At 73.4% G+C, this 12232-nt stretch carries 16 protein-coding genes; 10 read left to right on the top strand and 6 right to left on the bottom strand.

What is annotated here, in order from left to right; genetic code table 11:
• Nucleotides 1–17 precede the first annotated feature (17 nt).
• Complete coding sequence (locus NI25_RS29315) at nt 18–275, bottom strand: DUF6343 family protein (RefSeq protein ID WP_061445324.1); 258 nt, start codon at nt 273–275, stop codon at nt 18–20.
• Between the two features lie 172 nt (nt 276–447).
• Between NI25_RS29315 and NI25_RS29320 the strand changes: the two genes are divergently transcribed.
• Both NI25_RS29320 and NI25_RS29325 read left to right on the top strand, forming a co-directional pair.
• Complete coding sequence (locus tag NI25_RS29320; RefSeq protein ID WP_107072128.1) at nt 448–1134, top strand: class I SAM-dependent methyltransferase; 687 nt, start codon at nt 448–450, stop codon at nt 1132–1134.
• Nucleotides 1135–1263: 129 nt separating this feature from the next.
• Complete coding sequence (locus tag NI25_RS29325) at nt 1264–1701, top strand: DoxX family protein (RefSeq protein WP_061445326.1); 438 nt, start codon at nt 1264–1266, stop codon at nt 1699–1701.
• Between the two features lie 33 nt (nt 1702–1734).
• On the opposite strand, the gene NI25_RS29330 is transcribed toward NI25_RS29325, so the two are convergent.
• On the bottom strand, nt 1735–2274 hold the full coding sequence (locus tag NI25_RS29330; protein ID WP_061445327.1) for an RNA-binding S4 domain-containing protein: 540 nt from the start codon (nt 2272–2274) through the stop codon (nt 1735–1737).
• A gap of 79 nt (nt 2275–2353) precedes the next feature.
• On the opposite strand from NI25_RS29330, the gene NI25_RS29335 reads away from it, so the two are divergent.
• Together NI25_RS29335 and pip are read left to right on the top strand one after the other, a co-directional pair.
• Nucleotides 2354–3067 carry a uracil-DNA glycosylase gene (locus NI25_RS29335; RefSeq protein ID WP_061445328.1) on the top strand — a complete coding sequence of 238 codons (714 nt, stop codon included), beginning with the start codon at nt 2354–2356 and terminating at the stop codon, nt 3065–3067.
• A gap of 54 nt (nt 3068–3121) precedes the next feature.
• Nucleotides 3122–4093, top strand: a complete 972-nt coding sequence (gene pip, locus NI25_RS29340) for a prolyl aminopeptidase (protein ID WP_061445329.1) — start codon at nt 3122–3124, stop codon at nt 4091–4093.
• Nucleotides 4094–4097: 4 nt separating this feature from the next.
• Here pip and NI25_RS29345 read toward each other — a convergent pair whose 3' ends face one another.
• Both NI25_RS29345 and NI25_RS29350 read right to left on the bottom strand, forming a co-directional pair.
• A complete protein-coding gene (locus NI25_RS29345; protein WP_061445330.1) occupies nt 4098–4568 on the bottom strand; it encodes a GNAT family N-acetyltransferase in 471 nt (156 codons plus the stop codon).
• Nucleotides 4565–4978: a RidA family protein gene (locus NI25_RS29350; RefSeq protein WP_061445331.1), complete on the bottom strand. Its 414-nt coding sequence runs from the start codon at nt 4976–4978 to the stop codon at nt 4565–4567. The genes NI25_RS29345 and NI25_RS29350 overlap by 4 nt, the downstream gene beginning before the upstream one ends.
• Before the next feature lie 251 nt (nt 4979–5229).
• On the opposite strand from NI25_RS29350, the gene NI25_RS29360 reads away from it, so the two are divergent.
• The 4 genes from NI25_RS29360 (at nt 5230) to NI25_RS29375 (ending at nt 9637) form a co-directional block, all read left to right on the top strand.
• The gene (locus tag NI25_RS29360; protein WP_061445333.1) at nt 5230–7092 is read left to right on the top strand and encodes an FUSC family protein; all 1863 of its coding nucleotides are present in this window, start codon (nt 5230–5232) and stop codon (nt 7090–7092) included.
• The gene (locus NI25_RS29365; RefSeq protein WP_061445334.1) at nt 7089–8450 is read left to right on the top strand and encodes an amidohydrolase; all 1362 of its coding nucleotides are present in this window, start codon (nt 7089–7091) and stop codon (nt 8448–8450) included. The genes NI25_RS29360 and NI25_RS29365 overlap by 4 nt, the downstream gene beginning before the upstream one ends.
• Nucleotides 8451–8606: 156 nt before the next feature.
• Nucleotides 8607–9296, top strand: a complete 690-nt coding sequence (locus NI25_RS29370) for a DUF899 domain-containing protein (RefSeq protein WP_061445335.1) — start codon at nt 8607–8609, stop codon at nt 9294–9296.
• Between the two features lie 155 nt (nt 9297–9451).
• A complete protein-coding gene (locus tag NI25_RS29375; protein ID WP_061445336.1) occupies nt 9452–9637 on the top strand; it encodes a hypothetical protein in 186 nt (61 codons plus the stop codon).
• Nucleotides 9638–9654: 17 nt separating this feature from the next.
• Here NI25_RS29375 and NI25_RS29380 read toward each other — a convergent pair whose 3' ends face one another.
• Complete coding sequence (locus NI25_RS29380; RefSeq protein ID WP_061445337.1) at nt 9655–10089, bottom strand: hypothetical protein; 435 nt, start codon at nt 10087–10089, stop codon at nt 9655–9657.
• Entirely contained in the window at nt 10086–10736 is a 651-nt protein-coding gene (locus NI25_RS29385; RefSeq protein ID WP_061445338.1) for an ATP-binding protein, read from the bottom strand. Before NI25_RS29385 ends, NI25_RS29380 begins: the two co-directional genes overlap by 4 nt.
• A 270-nt stretch (nt 10737–11006) precedes the next feature.
• On the opposite strand from NI25_RS29385, the gene NI25_RS29390 reads away from it, so the two are divergent.
• Nucleotides 11007–11867, top strand: a complete 861-nt coding sequence (locus NI25_RS29390) for a helix-turn-helix domain-containing protein (protein WP_061445339.1) — start codon at nt 11007–11009, stop codon at nt 11865–11867.
• Nucleotides 11868–12143 carry a DUF397 domain-containing protein gene (locus NI25_RS29395; RefSeq protein ID WP_061445340.1) on the top strand — a complete coding sequence of 92 codons (276 nt, stop codon included), beginning with the start codon at nt 11868–11870 and terminating at the stop codon, nt 12141–12143.
• The last annotated feature ends 89 nt before the right edge of the window (nt 12144–12232 follow it).

Raw genomic sequence — 12232 nt, forward strand, 5'->3', positions numbered from 1 at the left:
ACCGGCCGTCCTGGCCGTCAGCGCTTCGGCGGGAGGTAGGGCGGAATGTTCCGGCCCGGCTGGTAGTGCGGGCCCTGGCGGATGTGCCGCAGGATCACGGTCAGGTCGACCGTGACGACGAGCCACAGCACCCCGCAGGCGAGCGCCCACCCGAACCGTCCCGTGAGGGCGAAGGCGGCCGTGCCGAAGATCGCCCAGACCAGCCCCCACAGGCTCAGCCAGAAACGCGCCCGCAGCGCACTGCGCGCGGTGGCCGGTTCACTGCCCGTACGCATCGCTTAACCACTCCTGTAATGAACGTACTCCGGCAGGCCGCGCCGGGGAAACGAGGCGCCCGGTGCGGCCTGCCGCACCACGAGACGGGACGCGTTCACTCGGTCGGGTGAACCGGCTGCGGAGGGGAACGGGTGTGCGGGGACGGGCCGTTGGACGGGCATGGAGCTGAACATGCGAGAGGGACACCAGGGCACGGGCCCCGGGGCCATCACCCCGGACGGCTGCGCGGTCGAGCTCTATGCGCGGCTGCCCGCCGGAGCCGAGCCGGACATCGTCGCCGCCGCCGTGCCCGAGGGCGCGCGGATACTGGAGCTGGGCAGCGGGGTGGGACGCATGACCCATCCCCTGCTGGAGCGGGGCTTCACCGTCACCGCGGTGGACGAGTCCGCCGAGATGCTGGAGCGCGTGCGCGGTGCGCGCACCGTGTGCGGCCCGATCGAGGATCTCGACCTCGACGAGCGCTTCGACGTGGTGATGCTGGCGTCGTTCCTCGTGCACGCAGGGGACGTCGAGGTCAGACGGGGGCTGCTGCGCACCTGTGCCCGGCACGTCACGGACGACGGCTGTGTACTGATCCAGCGCGAGGGGGCGGACTACCACTCGAACCTGCCACGTGAGCGGGTGGACCCCGCCGGCTTCACCGTCCGGATCCTGTCGGCGGACCCGGTGGGGGACGGCGTGAATGCGGTCCGGGCGGAGTACGAGTTCCCGGACGCGGTCTGGACGCAGACCTTCCGGGCCCGGCCCCTGACCAGGGAGCAGTTCGAGGAGGCGCTGGGGGAGGCGGGGCTCGCGGTGGACCGGTATCTCACCGACGACGGGACGTGGGTGAGGGCGGTGCCGGTGGGGCGGGCCTGACGGAGGGCGGACACAACGGAGAAGCGGCGGCACGGCAGCGAACAGTGGTCGGTCCGGCGATGAGTTCCGGTGCGGCGGGCGGTCTGTATCCCCGACACCAGCAGGGACCGCTCACCCCAGGAGACCCCCATGTCCGACACCACCGCACCCCCCGCTCGCACCGTTACGGCCCGGAGCCGCGGGCTCCGCATCGCCCTGCGCGCGGTGCAGGTGCTCCTCGCGGTGTTCTTCGCCGTCGCGAGCGCCCTGCCCAAGCTGATCGCGCACTCCTCGGCGGCCGACACCTTCGCCGAGATGGGCTGGGGCGCCGCGGGCATGTACGCGATCGGCGTCCTCGAGCTGGCGGGAGCGGTCGCCCTGATGGTTCCGGTGCTGCAGTCGGTGGCGGCGACGGCCCTGAGCGCGCTGATGGTGGGCGCCTTCGCCGTCCAGCTCACCTACTTCGACGGTGAGAACGCGGCGACACCGCTCATCCTGATGGTGCCGCTCCTGATCGTCGCCCGGGTCCGCCGCGGGCACAACGACGAGCTGCGCCGCCTGGTGCGGGCCCGGGTCCGACGCGGCTGATCCGGTCCGGCGCCGGGCATGCCACGGTCGTGCTCAGGGCCTGCTCCCGGCATCCCTCCGGGAGCTGCTCAGGCCCTCCAGCCCGCGCAGCCGGTCCATCTCGCGGCGGTCGCGCTTGGTCGGGCGGCCGGCGCCCCGGTCGCGGATGCCGGCGGGGGCGACGGCCTCGCGGGGCGGGGGCGGCGGGGAGTTGTCGACGTAGCACTGGACGGCGACCGGCGCACCGACGCGCTTGCGGATCAGCCGCTTCACGACGACGACGCGTTCCCGGCCCTCGTGGCGCAGGCGCACCTCGTCGCCGACGCGGAGCGCGTACGCGGGCTTCACCCGCTCGCCGTTCACCCGGACATGGCCGCCGCGGCAGGCGGTGGCGCCCAGGGAGCGGGTCTTGATCAGCCGGACGGCCCAGATCCAGCTGTCCACGCGGACGGTCTCGCCGCTCTGCGGCCCGGCGGCCTCGGCGGCGGCGATCGCCGCGGCGGTCTTCGGGTCCGGTGTCGCGGCGGTGGCGGTGGCACCGTCCTGCGGGGCGGCCACCGGGCCGCTCCCACCTTCGTCATGCTCGGAAGCCATGCCTCGACCTTAACCGCCCGGCACGGTGGGACGGGCCGTGATTTCCGGGGCCCGGCGGTGGTGGACTTACGGTGGACACATGGACACCGGCGGCCTCTCCGTACTCGACCAGCGCATCGCGGGCTGCCGGGCCTGCCCCAGACTGGTCGAGTGGCGCGAGGAGGTGGCCCGCACCAAGCGGGCGGCGTTCGCCGACTGGACGTACTGGGGCAGGCCGGTGCCCGGATTCGGCCCGCCGGACGCGCGACTGCTGATCCTCGGGCTGGCCCCCGCCGCCCACGGCGGCAACCGCACCGGCCGGATGTTCACCGGGGACCGTTCCGGGGACGTCCTGTACCGGGCGCTGTACGACGTCGGCCTCGCCTCGCAGCCCACCGCGGTCCGCGTGGACGACGGGCTCGAACTGTACGGCGTACGCATCACCTCCCCGGTGCACTGCGCCCCGCCCGCCAACAAGCCCACCCCCGCCGAACGGGACACCTGCCGGGCCTGGCTCGTCCAGGAGCTCGACCTGCTGAGGCCGACGCTGCGGGCGGTGGTCGTCCTCGGCGCCTTCGGCTGGCAGGCGGCGCTGCCCGCGCTCGCCGGGGCGGGCTGGACCGTGCCCCGCCCCCGCCCGGCCTTCACCCACGGCCAACACGTGACGCTCGACGCTCCCGACGGGCCGGACCTGCACCTCTACGGCTGCTTCCACGTCAGCCAGCGCAACACCTTCACCGGCAAACTCACCCCCGAGATGCTGCGCGACGTGCTGCGCACGGCGGCGCGGACGGCGGGGCTGCCCACCCGCTGAGGCCGCACCGTAAAGAGGATGAGCACCCGGGGGCGCTGCGGCTACGGTGCTCCGATGGGCCTGTATCCGGAGATCGAACCGTACGACCACGGCATGCTCGACGTCGGTGACGGCAACCTCGTCTACTGGGAGACCTGCGGAAACCCGCAGGGCAGGCCCGCGCTGGTGCTGCACGGGGGGCCGGGCAGCGGCGCGAGCCCCGGTCTGAGGCGGTACTTCGATCCCGCCGCCTACCGGATCGTCCTCCTCGACCAGCGCGGCGCCGGGCGTTCGCTGCCCCGCGCCGGCGCCCACGACACCGACATGAGCGTCAACACGACCGCCCACCTCATGGCCGACCTGGAGCGGCTGCGGACCCACCTGGGCATCGAGCGGTGGCTGGTGTGGGGTGTGTCGTGGGGCTCGGTCCTGGGCCTGCGGTACGCGCAGACGCACCCCGGGGTGGTGACCGAGCTGGTGCTGACCGGGGTCGCCACCGGCTCCAACGCCGAAGTGGCCCTCCTGACCCGCGGCCTGGGACACATCTTCCCCGAGGCCCACGAGCGGTTCCTCGCCGAGCTGCCCCCGGAGGAACGCGACGGCAACCTCGCGGCCGCCTACAACCGCCTGCTGGAGTCCCCGGACCCGACGGTCCGCGAGCGTGCCGCGCGGGCCTGGACCGACTGGGAGACGGCGACGATCCCGGCACCACCCGGCTCGGTCGCCCGGTTCCGGGACCCGGAGTTCCGCCTGGGCTTCGCCCGTACCGTCACGCACTACTGGGGCAACGACCACTTCCTCGGCGACGGCAACGACGAGGGCGTGGTCCTCAGGGACGCACACCGGCTGAACGGCATCCCCGGCACCCTGGTCCAGGGCAGCCTCGACTTCGGCAACCTCCTCGGCATCGTCTGGCGGCTCCACCACGCCTGGCCGGACAGCGAGCTGGTGGTCGTGGACGAGGCAGGACACGACGCCGGCACGGCCGGCGACGAGGCCCTGATCACGGCGACGGACCAGTACGCACGCGGCGAAACCGGAGGGTGAGGGCCTAAGGGCGCCACACGTAGCGCACGTCCGGCTCGCGCTCCTCGTTCCGATCGCCGTCCGTCCACTCCACGGGCGTGAAACCGTGCCGTGCGTAGAAGCGCCGGGCGGGGGTGTTGATCCGGAAGGTCCACAGCGAGAGCCCGGCCGCCCGGCGCTCCTTGGCCAGCGCGACGAAACGGTCCCCGATCCCGCGCCCGCGCCGCTCCGGGGCGAGGTACAGCTGTGACAGCTCCTCGCCCTCCAGCGCCATCACACCGGCCACCGCGCCGTCGGCCCCCTCCGCCACCCAGGTCTCGTACCGCTCCACCACCACGTCCCGGAACCACGCACGCACCTCGGCGTCCGAGTGGGGCCGGACCACGGTGGGCAGCGCGGCGGAGAAGGACCGCAGCCAGACGTCGGCCGCCGCACGGGCGTCGGCGGCCGCGGCGCGCCGCAGCACGACCGCGTCGGCGCTCCCGCCCGGGCTCACGGACGGCCGTCCTCCGGCACGACCGCGGCCGCGGTGATCTCCACCAGCTGTCCCGGATAGCCGAGGCAGGCCACCCCGAGCAGCGTCGAGGAGTGCGGACCGGCACTCAGCCCGGACGCCTCGACGACGTCCCAGACGGCGGACAGCGCCGCGGTCTCGGTGCTCACGACGTACACGTCGGTCGACACCACGTGCTCCAGGCCGCTCCCGACGGCACGCAACTGCTCGGTGAGGTTCGCGATCACCTGCTCGGCCTGCCGGACCGGATCGCCCTCGCCGACCAGCTTGCCCTCCGCGTCGAGCGGTACGGAACCGGCGAGGAACGCGAGCCTGGTCCCGGCCTCGACGACGGAGGCGTGGGAGTAGGCGGGCGGCGGAAAGAGACCGGGCACGGTCACGCGCTGGATCACGGGGACTCCTGGAAGACGGACGGACGGCCTCCCGATCGTCCGTCCTCCGCCCGCGCCACGCACCCGAATTACCCGTCACCCACGGTCGCGGCCCCCGTCCGGTCGAGCGCGGGATCGTCACACGCGTGCAACACGCGCGTTCCCGCGCCGACCAAGAGCTCCCTTATCGTTGAGACCACGCACCCCGGCCCGGCCACCGTCGCCCGAAGGCTCACCACCGCCTCGACCGGACGACAGGAGCCCCGCACCCCGTGTTCCGCACCGCAGCCCACGCGCTTCCGCCCTGGCTCGGCCACGCCCTGAACACCCAGCGCGGCCCCGTGCCCTGGAACGCGGTGCTCCGGGGTGCGCTGGCCGGCGGCCCGCTGCTGATCGCGGCACTGGCCGCCGGGCGGGCCTCCCTCGGGGTCGTCGCGGCGATCGCCGCCATGCTGGCCGGCATCAACGACCGGCCGGGCAGTCGCCGTACCTCCGTGCGACGGATCGGCGTACCCGCGCTCGCCGGGGCGGCCGGGCTGCTCGTCGGGACGTACGCCGGGCTGCACCTGGGGACTGTGGCGCTCACCGCGCTGCTGACCGGGCTCGGGCTGGCCGCCGGAGCCGTCAGCGCGGTCGGGCCGGTGGCGTCGGCGACCGGGACGCAACTGCTGGTCGGCAGCGCCGTGGGCGCGGGGATGCCGCTGCCCGACCCCGCCTGGCAGACCGTGCCGGCCTTCCTCGCCGGGGCCGGATGGCTGCTCCTGCTGCGGCTGGTGCTGCCCACGCCCGCCTCCCTCGCCGGCGACCTCCGACTCGGCTACCGCTTCGACGGGGAGCGGGCGGCCGTCGCCGACGTCTACGAGGCCGTCGCCGCGCTGCTCGACGCCATCGGCACCGGAGACGCCGTCGCCCGGCGGGCCGCGCTCACCGCCGCTCTCGACCACGCGCAGGACGCGCTCGCCGGGCCCCGGCTGCGGCGCCGTGCCCCGACCGCGGCCGAACGGCGGCTGCACGCCCAGTACGCCGCCGCGCTGCCCCTCGGCGAGGCCGCGACCGCCCTCGCGTGGGCGGAGCGAGCCGTGCCCGCGCGGGCCGCCGAAGGGCCCCGGCGGCTCGCGGCGGCCGTCCGCGGCAACCGCCACGCCGGGCCGCTTCCCGCGCCCAGCCGGTCCGACCCCGCCCTGCGGGCCCTGGACGACGCGCTGCTGCACGCGGCGGAGGCCTTCGACCGGGGCAGGGGACCGGACCTGCACGCCCGGAGGAGGTCGCCCCGCTCCGTGGCGCGGGCGGTGCTCGGCGCGGGCGGGCGGGAGTACGGGCTGCGGGCCGGGCTGTGCTTCGGCGTCAGCGCCGCCGTCGCCCAGGGGCTGCACCACGGTCACTGGTACGGCTCCCACCAGCACTGGTACTGGCTGCCCGCCACCGCCGTCTTCCTCGTCAAGCCCGACCTCGGCCCGCTCGTGTCCCGGGTGCTGTGCCGGGTGGCCGGGACCGTGCTGGGGGCGCTGCTGTTCGCCGGGTTCGCGGCCGTGCTGCCCCGGCCCGAGGGACTGGTCGTCCTCGTCGCGGTCTGCGGTGCCCTGGTGCCGGTCGCCGCGCGGCACTTCGCCGCCCAGACCACCGTCGTCACCGTCCTCGTCCTCTCCCTGGTCATGGTCGGCGGCGAACCGCCGGCCTCCGCGGGCCGTATCGGGGAGACGCTGCTGGCCTGCGCGATCGTGCTCGTGGTCGGGCACCTGCCGATGCCGGGGCAGCAGGGCGCCGGCATCCGGGCGGGCGTCGAGGCCGCCGACGCCGCCGCGCACGCCTACCTCGCGCACGTACTGAGCGAGTCCGACGACCGCACCACCCGGTGGACGCTGCGCCGCGAGGCCTACCGCGCCCTCGCCGAGGTCCGCGCCGCCATCGCCCGGGCCGCCGCCGAACTGCCCGCCCTCGCCCGGCACTCCGAGGGCACCGACGAGGTCGCCGCGGTCCTCGAACGGCTCGTCGACACCACCACCGCGTGCGCGGTGCACCTCGACGACACCGGGCGGCTCACTCCCCGTCACGCCGAACGGCTCGCCGCCCTGCGGGACGAACTCGCCGAACGGCGCGGACGGGTGGGGCGGCGGCGCCGTACGTTGGCGGCATGACGCCTCCCTCTCCCGAGCCCGCCGACCTCGTCATCACCGGCTGCACCGTCCTGGTGCACGACGAACGGGAACGGATCGGCTTCCAGCAGGACGCGGCCGTCGTCGTGCGCGACGGGACCGTCGACTCCGTGACCACCGCCGCCGCCGGGGCCTCGGTGCCCGCCGCCGACCGCATCGACGCACGCGGTCAGGTCGCCCTGCCCGGGCTGATCAACTGCCACACGCACGCGCCGATGGCCGCCCTGCGCGGCCTTGCCGAGGACCTGCCCACCGAGGAGTGGTTCAACGACGTCGTCTGGCCCGTCGAGTCCAACCTCACGGCGCGGGACGTGATCCTGGGCGCCCGGCTGGCCTGCGCCGAGATGATCCGCGCGGGGGTCACCACCTTCGCGGACAGCTACTTCCACATGGACGCCGTGGCCGCGGTCGTCGACCGGTGCGGGATGAGGGCGCAGCTGGGACAGGCGTACTTCTCCTCGCAGGGGCCCGAAGGCAGGGAGGCGTCGCTCGAGTTCGCCCTGCGGTGCCGCGGCCGGGCCGGCGGCCGGATCACCACCGCCCTCGCCCCGCACGCCCCGTACACGGTGACCGACGCCGACCTCACCGCGACCGCGGAACTCGCGCGCGACCACGGCCTGCCCGTGCACCTGCACGCCGCCGAGAACCGCGACCAGACCGACACCAGTCTCGCCCGGCACGGCGCCACCCCGATCGAGGTCCTGGAACGCACCGGCATCCTCGACACCGACGTGCTCATCGCCCACGGCACCGGCATCACCGAGCGCGACCTGCCGCTCCTCGCGCGCGCGGGCGGCCGTACGGCGGTGGCGACCGCGCCCCGCGGCTACCTCAAGTTCGCCTGGCCCGGCACCACACCGGTGCGCGCGCTGCGCGGCATCGGCGTCCCCGTGGGGCTCGCGACCGACGGCGCGGCCTCCAACAACTCCCTCGACGTGTGGGAGTCGATGGCGCTCACCTCCCTGATCCAGAAGTCCACCGAGGGCGACCCCCGCTGGCTGACCTCCCGCCAGGCGCTCCACCACGCCACCGTGCAGAGTGCCGAGGCGGTCGGGCTGGGGGACGCCGTCGGCCGTATCGCCCCGGGGCGGCGGGCCGACCTGATCCTCGTCGACCTCACCGGCCCGCACACCCAGCCCGTGCACGACCTCGCCGCCACGCTGGTGCACAGCGCACGCTCCGCCGACGTGCGCACGACGATCGTCGACGGGCGGGTCCTCATGCGGGACCGAGAGCTGCTCACCGTGGACGTTCCCGAGGTGGTCCGGGAGCTGGCGGAGCGGCTGCCGGACCTGACCGACCGGCGGCACGGGCGGCGCGTCCAGGAGTACGACACCTGAGAAGGCCTGATCCGGCGCGTCTTCGACGGCCTCCGGAAAAGAATCTTGCCGGGCAGCGATGAGTTCCGCTCCGCCCTTCGGTCACCACCCGGACGGCCCGTCCGCTTCGGGCCGTCGGCCGTCGGACCGAAGCACGTCGCACAGGAGGCTGGAGCCATGTCGCTGCCCGAGATCGTCACCCGCGCGGACTGGCGCGCGGCGCGCGAGGCCTTACTGGTCAAGGAGAAGGCGGCCACCCGCGCGCGTGACGCCCTCAACGCCGAGCGGCGCGGGCTGCCCATGGTGGAGGTCGACAAGGAGTACGTGTTCGAGGGCGGCGACGGCAAGGCCACCCTGCTCGACCTCTTCGAGGACCGCGAGCAGCTCGTCGTCTACCACTTCATGTTCGCGCCCGAGTGGGAGGCCGGCTGCCGCAGCTGCTCGGCGTTCCTGGACCAGATCGGTCACCTCGCGCACCTCAGGGCCCGCGGCACCTCGTTCGCGGCCGTCTCCCGGGCGCCCTATCCGAGGATCCTGCCGTTCAAGGCGCGGATGGGCTGGACGCTGCCCTGGTACTCGTCGTACGTCAGCGACTTCAACACCGACTTCGAGGTGACCCTCGAGCACGAGGGCGAGCTGGTGGAGCGGCCGGGACTCAGCTGCTTCCTGCGGGACCGGGACCGGGTCTTCCACACCTACTCGACGTACGAGCGCGGCCTCGACGGGCTCGGCTCGACCACCAGCCTGCTCGACCTGACCGCGCTCGGCCGGCGCGAGCCCTGGGAGAAACCCGAGGGGCGGGCGTCGGCTCTCGGTGCCCCTGCGGGCAGTGGGAGAGTCCGCTATCACGACGAGTACGAGGACTGAGACGCTCGGTGGCGAAAACGGCCGAACGGACGAGGTGTGGATCACCCTTTGCGGTGAACGGGTGTCAACTACGTCTCAGTACCATCACCCCACGAGGCATTCGCTCCATGGTTGGCGTTTAACTCTACGAGTACAGCGCTACATGGAGGTGCGGAGTGAACGGGCGAACGGTGCTCGAACGCTTTCCCGCCGGCGGACCGCGGGGATCCTGGCCGGCGGAGGAGTTCGCACAGGCGCGGCGTCTGGAAGGCCTGCCCGCCGAGGTCGTCATGGACCTCGCCTCGGACATGTTCCTGGTCGTCGTGCGCCGCGGCGACGCCGTGGGTGACGCGGCGGCCTGACCGCCGGCGCCCGGTGCCTATGCGCTGACCGTCCGCGACCAGGTGGGCGTCGTGTTCGTCAGCCGGCACAGAGCCAGGTACAGCGGGATGGGCGGCGTATAGGGAACCGTGCCGTCCGAGCGGTGCAGGAGCCCGGGGAGGTCCGCAGCCCCCGGCACCACCGCACCGGTGGCGTAACGCGCGGGCGCCGGCCACTCCAGGGCGTAGTCGGAGTCGGACGGGACGATCCACCACCAGTGCGTCTCATCGGCGTAGACGCACCCCACGCGCGGCAGCCGGGGCAGCACCTGCTGGGCGAGGAGGGCGGGCACCGCCACCGCGTCGCAGCCCAGCGGTGCGGTCATGCCTTCCGGCACCGGCAGTCTCACGGGCGTCCGGGCGGTGTGCCGTCCGCGCTGCATGCGGACCATCGTGTCCAGGCCGAGCGGTCGGATGCCGGACGCAGCCCTCATAGCCATTCGGTCCCCGTTCCGCGGCGTGTCTCCCGGCTCTCCCGGCGGCGGGACTCCGCCTCGCCGTCGTCCCCCGGTGCGTCCGCGGGTCCGGGTTTCGGTCGGGCGCCCCAGCCCAGGTCGTCGCGGGGCGCCGTGGGGGCGAGAGGTTCGTCGGCCCGGCGCGGCAGCTCGGCCCAGACCAGCAGTCCGGGGCCCTGCTCGTGCGCCCCCCAGGCGTCGCACAGGGCGTCGACGAGGATCAGACCCCTGCCGTGTTCGTCCTCGGGCTGCTGATCGGCCGAGGGGTGGGGCTGGCCGGGGGCGCAGCCCTCGTCGCGCACGGCTATGCGGACCAGGTCGTCGGCGTCGTGCAGCTCGCACACTATGTGTCTGCTCGCCGTGTGCACGATCGCGTTGGTCACCAGTTCGGAGACCACCAGGGCCGCGGTGTCACAGGTGTCCTCGCACACCGCCCAGCCGCTCAGCCGGGCCCGTGTCAGGCGTCTGGCCTGCGAGGGAGAGCCCGGATGAGCGGCCAGCTCGAAGCGGAACCGGCGCTCGGCGGCGGTGGCTCCCGAGGAGCCGGCTCCCATGGCGGCACCGAGGCCCAGGGAGCCCACGGCGGCGTCTGTTCCTAAGGGCGCGGACGGAATCACGCTTGCCACTATCGCCCCGCCGTGAACACTTGGCAAGTGTCACTCTGAAAAATGCAGAGTGCTGTGTGACGTTCTGGACGGCCGTGGCACACTGCTCGCAACAGCACGTCGAGCGGCGCCACTTCAGGCCGTCCGAAAGGCCCTCGCGGTCATTCGAACAGGTCTTCGAATGGCGCCGCCGGGCTGTCCGGTACCGGGACACGCCGGGGCTCGCCGCGGCTGCCCGTACAACGGAACAGGGACGCAAGGACTCTTTCAGGACTCTTCAGGAGGTGGGCGGTGAGCGAGCCGCGGTCCGCGCCGACGGTCGGCCAGGTCGTACTCGGCCGGCGCCTGCTGGACCTGCGGGAACGCGCCGGTCTGAAACGCGAGGAAGCCGCCCGCATCCTGCGCGTCGCCCCGGCCACGGTGCGCCGCATGGAGATGGCCGAGGTCGCCCTCAAGATCCCGTACCTCCAGCTCCTGCTGAAGGCCTACGGCGTGAGTGACGAGGAGGCCGACGCGTTCGTCCGGCTGGCCGAGGACGCCAACAAGCCGGGGTGGTGGCAGCGCTTCCACGACATCCTGCCCGGCTGGTTCTCGCTGTACGTCAGCCTCGAGGGCGCGGCCTCCCTGATCCGCTCCTACGAGCCCCACTTCGTCCCCGGGGTGCTGCAGACCGAGGACTACGCGCGCGGGGTGCTGCGCTCGGGCGCCGTCGGCCAGACCCGGCCGGACGACATCGAGCGCCACGTCGACCTGCGCATGCAACGCCAGGAACTGCTCACCCGTAAGGACGCACCCCGGCTGTGGGTCGTGATGGACGAAACCGCGCTGCGCCGCCCCGTCGGGGGGCCGGAGGTGATGCGTGCCCAGATCGACCGGCTGCTCGAGGCCGCGAAGCTGCCCAACGTGACGCTGCAGATCGCCCCGTTCGCGAACGGGCCGCACCCCGGCACGTACGGGCCCTTCGTGCTGTTCCGATTCGCCATGCCGGAACTCCCGGACATGGTCTACAGCGAGTACCTGACCGGCGCCGTCTACCTGGACGCGCGCGCCGAGGTGGCGACCCACCTCGAGGTCATGGACCGCATGGCGGCGCAGGCCGCCACGGCACATCGCACGAAGGAGATCCTCCGGGATCTCCGCAAGGAGCTGTGAATGAACCGCATCAAACGCCAGCGTCCGCCACTGACCCGCGGTGAGCGGATCTACAACGGCATGCCGGCCCGTGAACTGGGCAGCGAGGGCTGGCACAAGCCGTGGAGCGGCGGCAACGGAGGCAACTGCCTGGAGGCGATGAAGCTCGCCGACGGCCGGATCGCGGTACGGCAGTCCACCGACCCGGACGGGCCGGCGCTGATCTACACCTCGGCCGAGATGACGGCGTTCATCGAGGGGGCCAAGGCGGGAGAGGCGGACTTCCTGCTGTCCTGAACCCTGTGCTCCGTTGATTGTTGTTTTTAAGCTGTTTGGCACTGAGTCGGTCACCCATCGCGACGAGAACTCAACACCTGGGAGTGCGT

The organism is Streptomyces sp. CCM_MD2014 (assembly GCF_000772045.1).
Taxonomy (GTDB): Bacteria; Actinomycetota; Actinomycetes; order Streptomycetales; family Streptomycetaceae; genus Streptomyces; species Streptomyces salinarius.

Coding starts and splice junctions, on each gene's coding strand:
- NI25_RS29315 (WP_061445324.1), bottom strand. CDS start 275: ATGCGTACGGGCAGTGAACCGGCCACCGCGCGCAGTGCGCTGCGGGCG.
- NI25_RS29320 (WP_107072128.1), top strand. CDS start 448: ATGCGAGAGGGACACCAGGGCACGGGCCCCGGGGCCATCACCCCGGAC.
- NI25_RS29325 (WP_061445326.1), top strand. CDS start 1,264: ATGTCCGACACCACCGCACCCCCCGCTCGCACCGTTACGGCCCGGAGC.
- NI25_RS29330 (WP_061445327.1), bottom strand. CDS start 2,274: ATGGCTTCCGAGCATGACGAAGGTGGGAGCGGCCCGGTGGCCGCCCCG.
- NI25_RS29335 (WP_061445328.1), top strand. CDS start 2,354: ATGGACACCGGCGGCCTCTCCGTACTCGACCAGCGCATCGCGGGCTGC.
- pip (WP_061445329.1), top strand. CDS start 3,122: ATGGGCCTGTATCCGGAGATCGAACCGTACGACCACGGCATGCTCGAC.
- NI25_RS29365 (WP_061445334.1), top strand. CDS start 7,089: ATGACGCCTCCCTCTCCCGAGCCCGCCGACCTCGTCATCACCGGCTGC.
- NI25_RS29370 (WP_061445335.1), top strand. CDS start 8,607: ATGTCGCTGCCCGAGATCGTCACCCGCGCGGACTGGCGCGCGGCGCGC.
- NI25_RS29380 (WP_061445337.1), bottom strand. CDS start 10,089: ATGAGGGCTGCGTCCGGCATCCGACCGCTCGGCCTGGACACGATGGTC.
- NI25_RS29395 (WP_061445340.1), top strand. CDS start 11,868: ATGAACCGCATCAAACGCCAGCGTCCGCCACTGACCCGCGGTGAGCGG.